The organism is Streptococcus sp. CF8-6 (assembly GCF_024295845.1).
Taxonomy (GTDB): domain Bacteria; phylum Bacillota; class Bacilli; order Lactobacillales; family Streptococcaceae; genus Streptococcus; species Streptococcus oralis_BO.
The window spans coordinates 210,203-227,333 of the sequence record NZ_JANCOF010000002.1 but is presented as its reverse complement, the minus strand read 5'-3'; the positions used below and the strand labels follow the sequence as shown (position 1 = coordinate 227,333).

General features: G+C 40.9%; 18 protein-coding genes. 1 reads left to right on the top strand and 17 read right to left on the bottom strand.

The annotated features are described in order from the left end of the window. Nucleotides 1-76 precede the first annotated feature (76 nt). From NML69_RS04800 to NML69_RS04790, 3 genes are read right to left on the bottom strand one after another with little or no spacing between them, the layout of a single operon-like run. Entirely contained in the window at nucleotides 77-1,837 is a 1,761-nt protein-coding gene (locus tag NML69_RS04800) for an ABC transporter ATP-binding protein (RefSeq protein ID WP_254725486.1), read from the bottom strand. After that, on the bottom strand, nucleotides 1,827-3,596 hold the full coding sequence (locus tag NML69_RS04795) for an ABC transporter ATP-binding protein (RefSeq protein ID WP_254725485.1): 1,770 nt from the start codon (nucleotides 3,594-3,596) through the stop codon (nucleotides 1,827-1,829). Before NML69_RS04795 ends, NML69_RS04800 begins: the two co-directional genes overlap by 11 nt. Then, nucleotides 3,580-4,041 (bottom strand): MarR family winged helix-turn-helix transcriptional regulator, encoded by a 462-nt coding sequence (locus NML69_RS04790; protein WP_000360527.1) that lies wholly within the window; start codon nucleotides 4,039-4,041, stop codon nucleotides 3,580-3,582. The genes NML69_RS04795 and NML69_RS04790 overlap by 17 nt, the downstream gene beginning before the upstream one ends. A 193-nt stretch (nucleotides 4,042-4,234) precedes the next feature. On the opposite strand from NML69_RS04790, the gene NML69_RS04785 reads away from it, so the two are divergent. Continuing rightward, nucleotides 4,235-4,930 carry a CD20-like domain-containing protein gene (locus tag NML69_RS04785; RefSeq protein WP_254725527.1) on the top strand — a complete coding sequence of 232 codons (696 nt, stop codon included), beginning with the start codon at nucleotides 4,235-4,237 and terminating at the stop codon, nucleotides 4,928-4,930. Nucleotides 4,931-5,088: 158 nt separating this feature from the next. Here NML69_RS04785 and NML69_RS04780 read toward each other — a convergent pair whose 3' ends face one another. From NML69_RS04780 to NML69_RS04715, 14 genes are all read right to left on the bottom strand, one after another. Further along, nucleotides 5,089-5,361: a hypothetical protein gene (locus NML69_RS04780; RefSeq protein ID WP_254725484.1), complete on the bottom strand. Its 273-nt coding sequence runs from the start codon at nucleotides 5,359-5,361 to the stop codon at nucleotides 5,089-5,091. Between the two features lie 53 nt (nucleotides 5,362-5,414). After that, a complete protein-coding gene (locus NML69_RS04775) occupies nucleotides 5,415-6,026 on the bottom strand; it encodes an AP2 domain-containing protein (RefSeq protein ID WP_254725483.1) in 612 nt (203 codons plus the stop codon). A 10-nt stretch (nucleotides 6,027-6,036) separates the two neighbouring features. Then, nucleotides 6,037-6,426, bottom strand: a complete 390-nt coding sequence (gene acrIIA3, locus NML69_RS04770) for an anti-CRISPR protein AcrIIA3 (protein ID WP_254725482.1) — start codon at nucleotides 6,424-6,426, stop codon at nucleotides 6,037-6,039. Between the two features lie 150 nt (nucleotides 6,427-6,576). After that, nucleotides 6,577-6,768, bottom strand: a complete 192-nt coding sequence (locus tag NML69_RS04765; protein ID WP_254725481.1) for an XRE family transcriptional regulator — start codon at nucleotides 6,766-6,768, stop codon at nucleotides 6,577-6,579. A gap of 84 nt (nucleotides 6,769-6,852) precedes the next feature. Then, nucleotides 6,853-7,158, bottom strand: a complete 306-nt coding sequence (locus NML69_RS04760) for a hypothetical protein (protein ID WP_084868232.1) — start codon at nucleotides 7,156-7,158, stop codon at nucleotides 6,853-6,855. A 316-nt stretch (nucleotides 7,159-7,474) separates the two neighbouring features. After that, nucleotides 7,475-8,362 (bottom strand): peptidoglycan amidohydrolase family protein, encoded by an 888-nt coding sequence (locus NML69_RS04755; RefSeq protein ID WP_254725480.1) that lies wholly within the window; start codon nucleotides 8,360-8,362, stop codon nucleotides 7,475-7,477. Between the two features lie 2 nt (nucleotides 8,363-8,364). Further along, on the bottom strand, nucleotides 8,365-8,697 hold the full coding sequence (locus tag NML69_RS04750; RefSeq protein ID WP_254725479.1) for a phage holin: 333 nt from the start codon (nucleotides 8,695-8,697) through the stop codon (nucleotides 8,365-8,367). Between the two features lie 3 nt (nucleotides 8,698-8,700). Next, complete coding sequence (locus NML69_RS04745) at nucleotides 8,701-9,117, bottom strand: phage holin family protein (protein WP_254725478.1); 417 nt, start codon at nucleotides 9,115-9,117, stop codon at nucleotides 8,701-8,703. 12 nt (nucleotides 9,118-9,129) lie between these two features. Further along, nucleotides 9,130-9,738, bottom strand: a complete 609-nt coding sequence (locus NML69_RS04740) for a hypothetical protein (RefSeq protein ID WP_254725477.1) — start codon at nucleotides 9,736-9,738, stop codon at nucleotides 9,130-9,132. After that, entirely contained in the window at nucleotides 9,728-9,937 is a 210-nt protein-coding gene (locus NML69_RS04735) for a hypothetical protein (protein WP_254725476.1), read from the bottom strand. Before NML69_RS04735 ends, NML69_RS04740 begins: the two co-directional genes overlap by 11 nt. Beyond that, nucleotides 9,897-13,025 (bottom strand): phage tail spike protein, encoded by a 3,129-nt coding sequence (locus NML69_RS04730; protein WP_254725475.1) that lies wholly within the window; start codon nucleotides 13,023-13,025, stop codon nucleotides 9,897-9,899. Before NML69_RS04730 ends, NML69_RS04735 begins: the two co-directional genes overlap by 41 nt. Continuing rightward, nucleotides 13,022-13,717 (bottom strand): phage tail protein, encoded by a 696-nt coding sequence (locus tag NML69_RS04725; protein ID WP_254725474.1) that lies wholly within the window; start codon nucleotides 13,715-13,717, stop codon nucleotides 13,022-13,024. Before NML69_RS04725 ends, NML69_RS04730 begins: the two co-directional genes overlap by 4 nt. After that, a complete protein-coding gene (locus NML69_RS04720) occupies nucleotides 13,717-16,740 on the bottom strand; it encodes a PblA (RefSeq protein WP_254725473.1) in 3,024 nt (1,007 codons plus the stop codon). The genes NML69_RS04725 and NML69_RS04720 overlap by 1 nt, the downstream gene beginning before the upstream one ends. Further along, nucleotides 16,740-17,120 (bottom strand): DUF5361 domain-containing protein, encoded by a 381-nt coding sequence (locus tag NML69_RS04715; RefSeq protein ID WP_254725472.1) that lies wholly within the window; start codon nucleotides 17,118-17,120, stop codon nucleotides 16,740-16,742. Before NML69_RS04715 ends, NML69_RS04720 begins: the two co-directional genes overlap by 1 nt. Nucleotides 17,121-17,131 lie beyond the last annotated feature (11 nt).

Here is a 17,131-nt window from a genome sequence, read left to right as displayed (position 1 = left end):
TTGTTTTCGTCTACAGGTGAGACGTTTATCTTCTAGTATAGTGCAGAAAAAGAAGGCCGTCAAGCCTTCTTTTGATTTATTCTTCTGCTTCGTCTTCTGTAAATTGACTATTGTACAAATCAGCGTAGAAGCCACCTTGCGCCATCAGCTCCTCGTGATTGCCTTGCTCGATGATATTGCCATCTTTCATGACAAGAATCAAGTCGGCATTACGAATAGTAGACAAGCGATGGGCGATGACAAAGGAAGTTCTGCCCTCCATCAAACGGTCCATGGCTTTTTGAATCAATTCCTCTGTACGTGTGTCGACAGAAGAGGTCGCTTCATCCAAAATCAAGAGCGGTGCATCTTTGAGAAGGGCACGAGCAATGGTCAAGAGCTGTTTTTGTCCAACAGACAAGGTCACGGTGTCATCCAAAACAGTATCGTAACCATCTGGCAAAGTCATGATAAAGTGGTGGATTCCCACAGCCTTGCTGGCTTCCATCATTCGTTCATCACTGATGTCTGTCTGATTATAGATCAGGTTCTCTCGAATCGTTCCTTCAAAGAGCCAAGTATCTTGCAAGACCATTGAAAAGGCATCATGTACTTCTGAGCGCTTCATGTCCTTGGTATCCACACCATCGATGCGGATACTTCCCTTATCTAGCTCATAGAACTTCATCAAAAGATTGACAATGGTTGTCTTACCAGCTCCAGTCGGTCCAACGATAGCGACTTTCTGACCTGCATGAGCTGTCGCAGAAAAGTCATGGATGATGGTGCGCTCTGGTGTATAGCCAAAGGATACGTGATCAAAAACCACTTCCCCTTTCATGCTACTCAATTGTCTTTCCTTGTGAGATTCATCCTGCATCTCTGCTTCAGCTAGAAATTCTAATACACGAGTCATGGCTGCGCTCGCTTGTTGCAAGCTCGTAATCCCTTGGGCAATCTGTGACAGAGGTTGAGAGAAGGTCCGTACGTAAACCATAAAGGCTACGATAATCCCTATAGTGATATGCCCTTCTAACGCCAGCGCGGCCCCAACGATGATGACTAAGACATAACTAAAGTTCCCAACAAAGAACATGGCTGGCATCATGATACCAGAGATAAACTGAGATTTCCAGATACTATCATGCAAGTCTTGGTTTAAACCTGCAAATCTCGCTTTGGAGGTGTCCACTGCGTTGTAGCTGGTCACAACATTATGACCTGAGTACATTTCTTCTACGTAACCATTGACGGCCGCTAGATTATTTTGCTGAGCTTTAAAATAACCCTGTGACTTGGCCATGATTACGGAAACCGCCGCAAAACCAACAAGGGTTGATACAACGGTTACCAATGCCAAAATCCAGTTCATCCCAAACATGGTCACCAAAACGGCAATCAGCAAGAAACTAGCTGAAAGAACAGTTCCTAAACTTTGGTTGAGAGATTGCGCTGCCGTATCCACATCATTGGTCACGCGCGAAAGGGTATCTCCTTGTGAATGACGGTCAAAATAGCCAAGTGGCAAACGATTGATTTTTTCAGCGATTGCTGTCCGCAAGCGTTTTGAAAAATGCTGAATGCTCGTTGAAAAGATATAGGCCTGTGTATAGTTAAGAATGGCGCCAAATACATATAGGACAACCAAAAATCCAGCAATACTTGAAACAGCCTCTAAATCAATTCCTGTCATCAAGCCATCTGAAATCAAGTTGGTAATTTCTTTAATCTTAGTTGGACCATAAACGGTAATGATGCTTGAAATGACTGCAGCCCCAACTGCTATTAGAAGAGGGAGTTGGAGGCCTGCCATATAAGGTTTGCACTGTTTCCAGACCGACACTTTTTTATTTTCCATGTTCCAATTCCTCCTTCGATAGTTGTGAGTAGGCAATTTCTTGATAGACTCCGTTGGTTGCAAGAAGTTCCTTGTGGGTGCCTTGTCCCACGACTTTTCCTTGATCCAATACTACGATCAGGTCAGCATCCATAATGGTAGAAATCCGCTGCGCTACGATGAGCTTGGTCATGGATTTTGTTTTCTCTGCTAGTTCTTGGCGTAGGATACGATCTGTCTTGTAGTCCAAGGCTGAGAAAGAGTCATCAAAGATGAGAATCTCTGGTTTACGAGCCAAGGCACGCGCAATGGCCAGACGCTGTCTTTGTCCTCCTGAGAAGTTGGTTCCACCTTGGGCTACTTCTGATGCAAGACCTGCTTCCTTATCCTCGATAAAGTTTTTAGACTGGGCCAATTCAAGAGCTTGCCACATAGCAGCCTCGCTTAGAGGAGTTTCTTTGCTCTTACCAAAGTCCAAGTTCCCCTTGACATCTCCTGAGAAGAGGACTGCTTTTTGAGGGATATAGCCGACCTTATTGCGCAAATCTTCCAAATCGTAATCTTGCACATTAACTCCGTCCACTAGGATTTGTCCATCTGAAACGTCGTAAAAACGTGGCAAGAGGTTGACAAGCGTAGACTTACCTGATCCAGTCGATCCGATGAAGGCCACGGTTTGACCCGCTTCTGCTTTGAAAGTGACATGTTCCACGACTGCTTCTGAGTTTTTAGAGTAGCGGAAAGTCACATCACGGAATTCCACTTGTCCTTGAACTGAAGGATCCGCTGTCTGTGCATGACTAGGATTTTCAATAGAAGAATGCAGATCCAATACTTGATTGATACGTCCTGCCGAAACCAAGGTACGAGGAAGAACGATAAAGAGTGCTCCCATGAGAAGGAATCCCATCACGACCTGCATAGCATAGGACATGAAGACTACCATATCACTAAAGAGTGGCAGACGTTCTGTCAAACTTGCGTCGTTGATGATATAGGCACCAATCCAGTAAATGGCTAAACTTAATCCACTGGAAATCCCCATCATAATCGGGTTCATAATCGCCATCAATCGATTGACAAAGAGATTGAGACGTGTTACCTCATCGTTGGCTGCTTCAAATTTTTCATCTTGGTAATCTTCCGCATTGTATGCACGAACAACTCGAATCCCAGTCAAACTTTCACGAGTGATGCTATTGAGTTTATCTGTCAATTTTTGGATAACAGATTGTTTTGGAAAGGCCAGAGTCATGAGAACAGTAGTCATCAAGATATTCACAATAACAGCCACAACCACTGCCCAGAGCCAGTATTCCGACTTCCCAAGGATTTTTCCAATGGCCCAGATGGCCATGATAGGCCCACGAGTAACCACTTGCAAGCCCATGGTAAAGAGCATCTGTACCTGGGTAATATCATTGGTCGTCCGAGTCAAGAGACTTGGGATTGAAAAGCGCTTGATCTCTGTCTGCGAAAAATCTAAAACACGATGAAATACGTCTCTACGTAGATGGGTTGTATAGGATGCTGCAACGCGAGCGGCAAAGAAACCAACCATAACAGATGAAAAGAAAGCCAATAAAGACAAACCAATCATCTTCGCAGCTGGTGACCAGAGTTCACCCAACTGCGTTCCAGACGTTCCCAGTAATTCTGTAATTTGCGAAATATAAGTCGGCACCTCTAACTCGAGATAGACCGAGAAACAAGTGAAAAGAATCGCAAGGACAATCATCCCCCACTCTTTTCCTGTAATACGTTTAGCGAGTTTCTTCATTCTCTCCTCCTATCTTCTCAACATTTTCTTGCAACTGACCGAGGACCTTTTCAAAGATTGCCAAGTCTGACTTTGAAACACCCTCTAGCAGACTCTGATTGATCCGATCAAAAAAGGCCTTAACTTCTTGCATCTGCGAACGCGATTTATCCGTCAAGCGAACAAACTTTGCCCGCTTATCACTCGGGCTGGCCTCTAGTTCAACCAAACCATTTTGTACCATGCGCTTGACTAGATTACTCGCAACAGATTTAGTAATATTGAGTTCCTGCTCGATATCCTTAATTAAGACCAGATTTTCAGACTGTTCTTGGCAATCTAAAAAACGCAGAACCTGCCCCTGCGGTCCACCCATAAATTCAAGGCCACATCGCTTGGCTTCTTTCTGTATCATCAGATGAGCCTGGTATCCAAAACGTTTAAACATCAACATCGGCTTGTCCATGATTGCTCCTTTCTCACGATTAAATATAGTTCTCTGGAGAACTAATTACGTTTCCATGAGAACTATTTTATCACTTTCAGAAGAGATGTCAAGAAAAAAGTTTCCTAGAGAACTATTTTAGTCTGAATTGACATTGGAGAATATTTTCTCTATAATAAGCACTAGCTACCGTGGATAGGAATCCATTCACTTGATGAAGGGAGAAAACGTTCAAATGAAACCAGAAGAACAAAAAGTTTTAGGGATTTTAGCAACCATTTTTGGAGCCATCGCACTTTTAGGATCTTGGATCCCGTTTATTAACTATCTATCGTTTTTCATCGCTATTGTCGCGTTGATCTTAGGTATTATCGGACTTATTGCCAATCTCAAAAAACGGAAAACAATGGCCATTATCGGAACATCCCTCGCAGTTGCTTCTGTTGTACTTTTCTTTACGACCCAAATGTTGTATGCTAATGTCTACAAAGAGTTTGTCAAAGAGTTTAACCGTTCCTATAGAGAAGCTAGCTCCTCAATGGAACGCGACTTGACAGATGATACCATTGATTCACTCCCTGAAGAGGAGGAAGAAGACGATAACTTCTCCTGGACCCAGGAACAGTTCGACGCCTTAATCGAAGGTGACTTTGATAACAAAGGAAAAGGTGGTACCAATTACAAGGATATTATCAAAAAACACGGACTGCCAGACTCCGAGTTTGATTCCACTATCGGAGGGTACGATACGAGAAAAATCACCTATATTTCCATTGGAGACAAGATCAAGACCGTTACCTTAACTTTTGCAAAATCGGACAATGGACAACTCTTGCTCGTCCAAAAACATGCAGTCGGTCTAGGTCTAGAAAAAAACAAGCAACAAAACGATTCTGAAACCAGAGTCTAAGTTCAAATATCAAAAAAACGAACAGCTAGTAAAACTGTTCGTTTTTCTATTAGAACCCATCTACTTTTAAAAACACCATTACATATATTTACATCAAATTCCTATATATTATAAAAACGCTATATTTTCAACTTTGAAACAATTGGTTTTACATCGTTTTACAGAGGTTTACGACATTTTTGCCCCTTTTTTGCCCCTTCTCTTTCCATCTCATACATTCTTACTGAATGCAGCACGAGATCCCGATACTTCCAGGTTGATACTAGGTATTCAATAACCTCTTGGTCCTCTATCTTGCATTCCATGAAAAGCAACAACTTGACTGTGTACTCATTTTTTAAAATCGGTACCTGGTAAGTTACATCCACCCAATGCTCAAAACCTAAATCTGTCTGCTCCACGCTCGCAAGTTCAATGTTCAAAATGTTCATATTTTCTTCCTCCTACTTATCTATTCGTAAAAGAATAAAAAACAGTGAAAAAATCACTGTTTTTGTTTATATCCATATTCGATTTCAGCTTTACGTCTAATCTCTGCTGCTTCTTTCAAATCTACGCTACTGCCTAAAAATTTTTGTTTCTTGTCAACATTGATATAAGCAACGTATCTCTTTTTACGTTTGTTGTAGTAAACACCACGGACTCCAGTCTTACTTTTTGCAGTTGGCTTGTTGGTCTTTAACGATTCAGGATCACTGATTTCAGCCATTCGCTCTTTTTTACTGCGGTTGTGCTTACATCCGCAACTAGAATATCGTTCAATCTGGTTGCTTTGTAATTCAGTATGATTTCCACAATGTTTGCAGATACAATTCCAGTAAACACGTTGATTTTTCGAGTACGCTCTATCAATGATTTTGAAATTATCTGTTTCAGTATTCGTCAAATCTTTGAAGCGTTCATGCTTTTTCTCTTCATTCAAGCAACCACAAGAGGCCACTGAACCATTTTTTAAATGGTCAGCACGAACGAAAGTAACTCGTCCACATTCACAAAGACAATGCCAGAGAACTCTCCCTTTGCCAGTTCTTTTCCCAACGTCGCCAAGAACGATCAGGCGACCGAAATGCTGGTGCGTTAAATCATCTTTTACCATATCTTACTCTTTATACTGCTACTTCCATGTGTAATTTTACTGCACGCATAGCCAATGACCATACGCTTGTTCCAGACCAGGCTTCTTTTTCCATGTTTTCAACGTTTGTCATTTTTGTGTAAGCATCCATTTCAAACGCAACACCCAATTTCTTGCAAGCCCAATCCCAAGCTTTGACTTCTTCAGATGTTTCAGCGTTTTCAAATTTTTGGTTAACACGTTCAACAACTTCTTTTTCATGTGCCCATGCTTCTTTTAAGCAATCAGCAAATGAAGCATATTCGAAGTATTCACGACCAGAAAAGTCTGCATATTCAAAGTCACAAATTTGATAGTTACGTGTGAACATTTCCCAAGCTTCTTTCATGATTCCTGATTTGTCATAAGCTACTTTTTTCATCTTTGTTTTCCTCTTTTTTTGTTTTATTTATCTTACAAGTATAGTATATAACATTTGTTATACACTGTCAATAGAAAACACAAAAAAATTAAGATTTTTTTATTTTAGAAAGTACTTTCAGGAAAATAAAAAAGCCTTGAAATTGGCTTTTTAAGACGTTTTCTGCATTTGGTTCGCAAGTTCAGTTAATTTGTGACCAGTCTCTATTGTGAGATTTTCAACTTTCCTTTTTCCTTTCAATAGAGCTGAAATCGTCGGTTGAGCAACTCCGCTCATTTTTGAGATCTGGTAACCACTGGCATTTTTCAATAGCCATTCGATTTGCTTTGTATCTACTTTCATGTTATACTCTTTCTAAGGCTGATCACTCTGTCAGCCGTTTTATCTTACAAACCCCCTCATTTTTTTGAGGGGGTATTTTTATTGTTATTTGCCAAATCTCGCTACGAAAAGTCTGTGATATAATTCGATATCATCTCTTGTAACATCAAGCAATTTCCCGTGTGATTTCTTCACGTCAACATATTTAGCAAGTTCTTCCACATCGCGCATATTGCTGATGTCATATCCTGCGCGCAACAAGCCGTAAAGTGCACTGTGAATTTCTTGTAAGTTATTATCAGGAAATTCAACAATTTTTTTAGATAAGTTGAACATTTTAGTTGATGTTCCAGCCTCGTTGCGAATCGCGTTTGTCCAGCGTTGTCCAAGAATCATGTGTCCGTTTTTCATTGTAAGTTCCTCCGTTTTTTGTTTTATTTATCTTACAAGTATAGTATATAACATTTGTTATACATTGTCAACACTTTTCTTTAACTTTTTTAACTTTTTTTAAAATATTTTTTTCTAAACAAAAAAATGCGCCCGATTCGGGCGCCACCTTCTAAAAAGGTTGTGTTCGGTTAAACCTTATTCTCACTGTTCGAGAACTAAAATATAACTCGTATTCATTATACTACGATTTTTTTAAAAGAGCAAACAAAAAAACCGCAAGCCTAAGCCTGCGGTTAGAACAATATTTTAGAATTTCCTTTCTATTTTTTAAAAATTATTTTGTAGTGATGAGCCCATCTGGCTCAATGTTGAAGCTTTCTTTTTCAGCCAAGCGACCATCTTCAAGCATGAGGTAGTATCCGCCGTTGTATGGGACAAAGGCGTTCGATACCATATCGCCATTTTCTGAATTGAGGTAATACCATCTTTCGTAGTATTTAACCCAGCCAGTCTGCATAGAGCCATCACGATTGAAGTAATACCATTTTCCATTGATTTTCTTCCAAGAAGTGGCCATGTAACCGTCTTTGTCAAACCAGTACCATTTACCATCAGTATGTTTGAGCCACTTTTCAGAATACATATATCCACGACTGTCGAAGTAGAACCATGATTTATTCTCTTCAATGTACTCAAATTGGTCTTTTGGATAGGAGCCATTAGCTCGAACGAACCAGTATCCAGTATCGTCATTTTGCCAGCCAGTTTTGACTTCTTCGGCAGCTGCAGATGGATTAGTCAAGCGATACACATAATAGTAAGGTCGTCCTGCATAGAGCCAAATATCGTCATGATCGTTCACTGTAATACCGTCGAAACGATAGTTACAGTGGATAATGTTATCACTATCTACGAAAATACCAGTATGACCACCAGCACCGCTAGAATATCCACGACGTCCCCAAATGAAGACGTCTCCACGCTGAGCATCCCATGGAGTGTTCTCAGCGATGAGCTCATATCCGTTCTTTTTGAGCCAGTCATGCTCATACTCTGTATTGACTGCCCAACCAGCCGACACGGCACCTCCACTCAATAAGGCGTAGTAGATTGAACTTGAGCAATCATAAGAGTCAGGGCCATTGCGATCATCCATGCTATAAGATACTTGCCCTTTTCGAGCACGCATCCAAGCAATAGCTGTTTCAAGATTTAGTCCCATACTTACTCCCCTTTCCACGCATCGTTCATTTCTTTAACCGATGCCTCGATAAATGTATCAAGATCTTTATCAGTCATGCTGATGTTATATTTGGTCAACTCAGCACGGATTTTAGTGCGTGCTTGCTCCAGTTTCTCTTCGCCCTTGTATCCAGTCTCAGAAGCAACCTGCTCCACGGCATTAACTGCATTTTTAGCAAGGATTTCAACGATCTTGATGGTCTTTTCACCGCCTTTTTTAATCAAAAAGTCCTTAATTGATTTGACTGCGATACCTGCCAAAACAGTCAAGATTCCAGTAGCTGAAGCGATAATGATTTCTGTAATTTGTTGCATGTGTTATTCTCCTTTATTTTTGTCGTCATCTTTTTCAAGCAAGCGCTGAAATGCTTTTAAAATCGGCTGAAAAAGAGTAACATTTCCTTTTAATTTACGGTAATTCTCAACAAGAGATTGAAAAGTAAATGCGATGTACCCGAGATAGATCGAGTACAAGAATGCGAAGCCTGTCTTTTCAGGCAAGAGTACGGACATTGGGATGAGGATCATCAGTAAGAGGACCCCTAAAATCTTACGAAGGAGTCCATTGATGCCGATTTTGCTCTTATACTCGATGTCAGGGTTTGCGATAGCAGCAATCGTTCCAGTTAAGAAATCAATGATTTCCATTGAAACAATCAAAGCTAGAGCGTACAAAACCAGTCCGTCCTCAGTCTGGATTACGCTTCTGAAAAAATTAAAAAATTCGATTTGCATACACTCTCCTTTCTAGTCAATCCTTGGCATGACCACGGTCAAAATGCCTTTTTGCAACATTTCAGCAAGAGCCTGTTCTTTCCAGGTGTACCCTTCAGATGGTTGCATCTGGAATTTCAGGATCGTTGGTGTTTCTTTCGGCCACTTCGGATTCGTGTCGTAAGGATACGGCATCGATACAATGTCGCCGTTCGTGTAACGACGGTCTTTTATAAGAGGTTTGATGAACTGCGCAACCTTGCTATAAGTATTCGTGGGCATACCACCACTCTGGCCAACCGCAAGTGCGATGAGAACCTCAGTAATCGCTGATACGCTATCAATGTTCTCTTTGTTCGCTGAGAGATCAGTCTTAGCTTTTGCCAAAGATTGAACCGCTTGTTCAATTTCAGCTTGTGCCTTCACGATTGCAGAACCTGGATCTAGTTCAGCCTTGATGATATCTAGCACCGCCTGAATCAAGACGTCCTCTTGCTCCGACGTGCGGTCTCCTGACAACTCACGCAGGTTCGTACTGTATCGACTGCCTTCTGAAAGACGAATTTCAACTACTGTCTTGAGATTGTCTCCAAGTCCACGAGTATAAGGCTTGCCTGCCAGTTCATAATTGTTAATTGCCATTTGTCATTTTTCCTTTCACTTCCTCAAATTTCGCTTTGAGTTTTTCATCCGATTCAATGATTTGCTTCATCTGTTCAAGCTCCATCGCAGTAACTGTGTAGAGGGCTTCTAGCGTGGCTGATTGAGTAGCCTCTTTACCGACTCTTTCACCAAGCGAATTAATCGCTAGACTGCTGATTTGTTTGTCCTGTTCGTTCATCTGTTTTCTCCATTTTTTCTATTTTGTGATTGAGTTCTTGAATGGCCTTGATTAAGTAAGGCACAAGTTCAAATGTGCGATATGAGTATGCACCGTCAGGATTTTCAAAAAATGCTTCAGGAACATATTTCTGGACATCCTGCGCCATAATACCGCAAGAAATGTCCTCAACTTTGTCATCATATTCCTTGCGATAGCTGTATGTCTTGAGTTGCTCGATAATATCGAGACCTGAGACTGTACTAGCTTCGATATTGTGCTTATATCGACGGTCTGAGATTTCTTTATTCATAGGAATCCAGTCGGAACCTCCAAAATTCGCCCCATATAAATATAAATATCCATTTGACCGAGTAATTTTTTTATAGTCTGGAGAATAAATCCAGAATCCTCGATTATATTGATCTTTTTGGTAAAAAATATCCCCGTCAACACGCAAATCCCCGTGAATAATCGGAACATTCCAAAAATGCGCCCGATTATAACACATCATCTCTCCGCGGGCGTTGACAAACCACGCATTTTCCCCGGGTTTGTTCCAGTCATCTCCCCAATTCACCCAAAGGGCTGTTTTCCCCCAATTTCCTGGCCCGACATCACCCATACCTACTCTAAAACTATTCGCTCCTGTTATCCAAAAAGTGTTAGGGTCCTTATCATGCGTACCAATCTGAAAACCACCGATTTTTCCTTTGTACCCTTCGAGCAAAGTCGCTGTGACTACGACTGACCGAAGTTTATTGATAAAGGCTTCTTTAGCAGCAAGCGTATCCGTGAAGATATCGCTTGAGACGAACATCCGAGCCATAGCTTGGTCCATGATGAGCTTATCTGCTGTGATAGTCTTTGAGCCAATAATCTCAGCATTCAACTTCGAAAAATTGCCCTCTCCAACAAATAATCTCTTAAAGTAACCATCAATCGCTGTCAATTCATCCAGCAAGGTCTTGCCTTTCAAACGGATTTTCTCGGCTTCAATCAAGATTTGATTGTTAGTCACATTGATTTGCGAGACGATTGAACCTGCGCTTGTCAAATTCTGAACAGCCCAGGAGCCAGCAAGCTGATTTTGAACTGTACGAACAGCTTCGTCAGTGTCTTCAGGAGCTAGTGTGAAGGGTGTCGCTTTACTTCCAGTTTCAAGTTTTACCTCTGAAATGTAAAGGTTTATTGATTTTCCGGGATTTCCATAAAACATCAAATTGATTTCATCGATATCAACTGGTAACTCATAATTAAAACTAAGTTTTTTATAAGTGGATGCAGTTATGTCGCTGTTTGAAATCTCCTTCCATGCCTGTGATTTTATTGCACCATCTTTCCTATAATGTAACCCGACGTCAAGACCAGAAAAAGTGTTGTACCCATCTTTTGAAACCAAAAAAGAAAGAGTGATTTTGTCGGATTTTTTTAGCTCGATTTTAAATGTCTGTTGCAATCCAAAATAACGAGCATTTATAGATGTACCATAAATATGCACGCCCGATTTATTTCGATTTTGTGATGAATGTTCATAGTTGAAATTTAATCCAGATATATTCGATTCTTTCCAATTTTTAGAACCACCCCTAAAATCAGCATTCTTCACATAATTTCGGCTATCTCCGACATTTTTAGCAACCTCGACTTGAAATAGTTGATTGGTCAGAGCTATGCGAGCGACCTTATCAGCGATGTCAGACTCACTACGACCAATTATTCGTTCGTATAGCTGATTGGTTTCTTTCACTCGCTGAAATTCGACGAGGTCAGCCTTTCTATCAAGCTGCTGTCTCACTTGCTCGCTGATTTGTCTAGCTTCTTGAGCAAGAGATGAGCTCGCACCAGCATTTCGCAACGCTTCATCAGCTCTACGCTTGACTTCTTGTAATGGGCCATTGTCAAAGCTGCTGAAGCGCTGGTCAATAGTGTCAGAGAGTTGTCTCTTGACCTCTTCGGCTCGTGCTTTGGCAGCGTTAAGACCGTCTGTGAATTGGTTGACCAAATCCTCTTTTTTTCGGTCAAAAGCGAGGTCGGCATTCTTGATTTCTTTTGCTAGTTGTGTAGCGAATTGCCCTTGCAAGTGCTGAGTTTCATTTTTAACGGCATCACTAACAGCGTTAGAAAGCATATTGGACAAGCCTGACTTAAATTGCCCAAATCCAATAGATAGTAGCTTCTTAGCCATCGGGGAGTAAGTATACTTCGTGATTTTCTTGCGAACGTCCATCTTGAATCGATCATGAAATAGACTGACAATATCAAAAATTTGAACAGGTACATCACTCTTTCCTTCAACTTGAATTTCTAAACTGTCTTCAAGCATATCGCAGAGTGTATTTCTAAAATACTGCTCACCATATTTTCTAAGAGTCGCTTCATCTTTTACGGACTGGTCATTAACCTCAATCACATCTTCGTAGATTTGACTGTACTTGTTAATAAGAGGACTATCCACAACTACAGAAAACTTGCGGTCAGGCGCCTTTTCTCCCTCACCTTTGACGGTAGTCTTGAAGGTGATTCGAGTCTTCAAAGACTTAGTTGATGTCTTTTGTTGATAGCTAGATAAGTTCTTCTTGTACATAAATAGCGATTCATTTTCTGAACCGCCATTTTTCAAAAGCCGAACCTGGTATCCATGGCGCACAAGGTCGCCACCCCACTGACCAAGGATAGAATGCTTATCTTTTGTAAAAGCGACCATCGCGTTGATACTATCAGTATTGAACGTGTGACGTTCGTCGATGTCGGAAAAGAATGAGAACGGATTATCACGAGTGATGCTTCCAGCAAAGCGACTCAAAGCAGTTGAACCAGTCGCTCTATCCAAAGAAATCGGATTGATGACATAGTTGTTCAATAGTGTAAAGGATTGATTCGCATAGACTTGAATATAGCCTTGTTTCTTTTGAACCTCGAAAATGACGAAATCCTGTTCACCATGAAGGTCATCAGCCTTTAGAAATGTTTCTGCCTTCAACTTCTCCCACAAAGCATCTGAGGTCGGAAAGCGAAAAGTCAGTTGATAGGTACTATTTGCTTCTTGAGAAATCTTGTCTGCATAAGCAGCATTTAGAGGAGTATTCCCATTTGTTAAGTAAATCAAATCTTGTACCTCCAATTAGGTCGAATAATCAATCTAAGAACATTTCCAGTAAATGTAACCCCACTCCTTCCCGTTGGGATTTCAAAGAACCCACCGCGCTTTCTGAGCGTGTTCTGTACCGCTCCAGTAGCATTGTAGATATTTTGCTTACCTTGCCGACAATCAATTGTAGCTTTCGTTTTCACATTGAGATACATTGTTTCTCGGCCGATAGTAATCGATACATCTCCATCTCCCTGAACTTCAATGATGGGCTCAGAGTAAATTGTTCCTGGGTTGTTAATTGTTCCTGGTCCATTATAAGATTCAGAATTAACCGTTTTTTGATAGCGAAAAGGCTGCATGTTTAGCTTGATTTTCAATTGCCATGCATGATTGCCAAAAGGTTTATAGCTAGCAGTTAAAAAATGAGCATAAAAAACAGATTCAGGATGATAGCTAAATTCCAACTCATTGTCATTCGATTGAAATTTATCCAGGATAATCGAGATATCAATCATCTTTGTAACGTGAATTGTAAATGTTCTATCGTAACTATCAAAAGAACCATCTAATACTCGATAACTTCCATTCACACCATGAAGCTCGGCCACCTCCCCTTTCGGTTTGGCAGCCTCAACTTCTCCAAAGTCGGTCACAATACAACCTGGAAGGGTCGATGTATTAAAGCCATTAATGATCATATAACCCATTAGATTCCCTCCCTTGCTAAAATAGAACCATGTTGTTCGTAAGTGTTCAATGAGATTTTCTCATTGTCTAGATAGATGTCTGACGATTTTTCAAGGATAGAGGTAAGGATAGATTCCAAACTTGACCTCATAATCGCTATCTCAGACACTGTTTTACTCTCTTGTACTTCAAGTTGAGCTGATGGCATGGCCAAACGGGCTTCAAGGTTTTTTGTGACAGATGCAGTTGAATTTAAATCCAGATTATCACCTGAAAACACATCAGAGATTTCTCCAGCCATACCACCTATTGTTTCCTTAACACCTTTAAACCGGTCTTGCAGTCCTTGGTCTAAACCTTGCATGATTGCATTACCTGCAGGAATCAATAACTTACGGTCATATTCAATAGGACCTTTGTGGTCACGAATCCAGTTTGCAATACCTCCAACAAAATTAGTAACTCCTTCCCAGGCTGATTTTAATCCTCCCAAGAATCCATCTAAGATTGCTTTACCAGCAGACCAAAGATTGATATTTTTAATTCCATTGAAAATGCTTGTTACATTTGATACTAGACTGCTTACCGCTTGCTTCATGGTATTCCACGCTGTTTGAGCACCACTAACAAGTCCATTGATGAAACCAAGTACAAGTGATTTTAGCCCAGACCATGCTGCGCTAGCTGTTGATTTGATATTTTCCCAAAGACCGGATAAGAAACTTACAAAGTTATTCCATAAGTTTTGAGCGCCTTGAATTAATCCAGTAATTAGATTCGATACTGTGGATTTTATCCATTCCCAGGCCATAGACGCAGCGGTTTTGATAAATTCCCAAATTGTACTCAGAACATTAGAGAAGTTCTCAAAAACACCAGTAGCGTATCCAACGATAACATCCACGACTCCAGAGAAGTATGTTTTGATTCCCTCCCAAATCATGGAAACGCCATTTTGAATTCCTTCCCAAATCAGAGAAAGATCTGCTCCTAATTGACCAAAGTTTCCTGTTACAAGGTCAATGATGATTAAAATAGCACCCAAGAAAATCGATTTGATAAATTCCCAAGCGCCTTCAAAGATTAGTTTAATTCCTTCCCAAACTTGAGTAAGACCATCTGAAATGTTGTTCCAAATATTCATGAATCCATCAATGAACGGTTGAACAACCGTCATAACAGCTGTAGTAATCGCTGTCCAAGCGGTAGATGCTGCCTCCTTGATTGATTCCCATAAGTCAGAAAAGAATGTTACAACAGTATTCCACATCGCCTTTAAAGACTCAACGTAAGCATTCCATGTTGTAACAACTCCATCCCACAAAGTGCTAGCACCTTCAGAGATACCAGACCAAAGACCAACAAAGAAATCAGCTATCCCCTGCCATGCCTGCTTGATCCAATCCACAAAAGAGGACCAAATCTTTTGACCAGTTTCTGTTTGTGTGAAGAACCATACAAGGCCAGCAGTCAATGCTGCCACTGCCGTTACGATTAGACCAATCGGGTTTGCTGCTAATACTGCATTGAAAATACCAAATGCTCCACTTGCCCCCATGGTAGCAGCTGCATTCGCTGCCTCTGCGGTAGTGAGTGCTCCTGTTCTTACGAACTGAGCCAACATAAGCCCATTCGTGATGGATAATGTCGCATTTCTGATTGCTTCTATTCCTTTTATTACAGTCATTACTGCTTTGTATCCAGCCCATGCACTTGTAATTCCGACAACTGCCGATTTTAGAACATCTAAAGCAATAGGTGAATCTTTCAGCCATTTTGTAAATTTACTAAGGTGTTCAGAAGCTTTGCGAACAAAATTTGTAACGGATTCAAATGCTGTTCCAAGAAGGTTCACTCCCTGCTCTCCGTCTTTGATTCCTAAAAGATCTCCGACGAAATCACCGACAATCCCTAGTACGTCACCAATTGCAGAACCAATGTTCTCAAAAGTAATTCGGATATTATCTGCGATATTAACAATTTGAGTTGCTGCTTCCTCACTAAAACCAATTGTATTCAGAATATCAATGTTATCCTGTTTACTTAATGACCCAAAAATCATGTCAAAAAAGGTCTCAAAGATTCCAGTCACACGAGACAGTTGATCAAAAACTGCACTCCCAAAGGCATCCCCAAAAAGCTGAGAAGCAATCTGGCTAATCCCTTCAGTCAGAACCAATCCAAGGCCTGAAAAAACATTGCCAATCATTGGCAAAAAATTATCAAAGAGAAAAGTCGATGTTGTTTTTAGCAAGGCGTGTAGAGAAGGCAGGATATTCTCCCCTAGAGCTAACTTACCAAGTACATTCTGAGCTGCTGCTTTCATGGATTCAAACGATCCGCTAAAAGTAGATGCTGCCTCTTTAGCTGTTGTCCCAGTGATGTCTAAATTCTCCTGGATAGCATGAATGGCGCTATAAACATCAGAAAGGTTGTTAATGTCGTACTTAACACCAGTCAACTTCTCTGCATCAGCCAAGAGACGTTGCATTTCTTGCTTTGTACCACCATAGCCAAGTTTAAGGTTGTCTAGCATAGTATAGTTTTGCTTCGCAAATCCTTGATAAGCCATCTGAATGCTCTCCATCGATGTACCCATCTTGTTCGCATTATCTGACATATCAATCATGGCCATATTAGCCGTTTCAGCAGCCTTGTTAGTATCTCCACCCAAAGACTGCAAGAGACTTGCAGAGAAGCCTGTCACGTTCTCCATGTAGGCATTAGCTGAGAGACCTGTTGTCTTGTAAGCCTCATTAGCATATCCCTTCACCTTGTCAGCAGAACCTTTGAAAAGAGTTTCAATACCTCCGAGCGATTGTTGAAGCGCTGCTCCTTCACTGATAGCTGCCGAAAATGCCTTGCCAATCCCTGCCGCTGCAATAACTTTCGTCATAACACCAACAAGACTAGAACCTAATGACTGTCCAGCACTTTGTCCTGCTGCACTAGCTTCAGGATTGAGGAGCGATTGGATTTTGCCAGTAATGCCTCTGGCCGATGGTATCAATTGCACATAAGCCTGTGCTATTTCTGTCGCCACTAATCCTCACCTCCAATCTTTTCTAGAATTTGCTGACGATATTCTTCAAAGTCCTCACCAGAATCAAAGATCATCTCTTTTCTTTCTTTAGCTTTAGTTTTAACTGTCAGCTCCTCTGCAACCATTAATGGTTTGTTGATTCCTTTCTGTCCATCTGTTGTTTTAAACCAAACAAGAGCAGAAAGCCTATCAAGCACACCCGCAAGCAAAAATGTTTCAAAAGGAACTTTGCTATTGGTCATTGCTAGTTTGATCCGTGAATCATCTCTCAGACCAAAAGCAAAAACAGCTACCTGGTCAGCAGGTAACTGTCTGTAATCAAAAATCCCATATGTTTCAGCTAAATCACAAATAAGAGCATCTTCATCTGTTTGAATCATTCTAGCAAGGA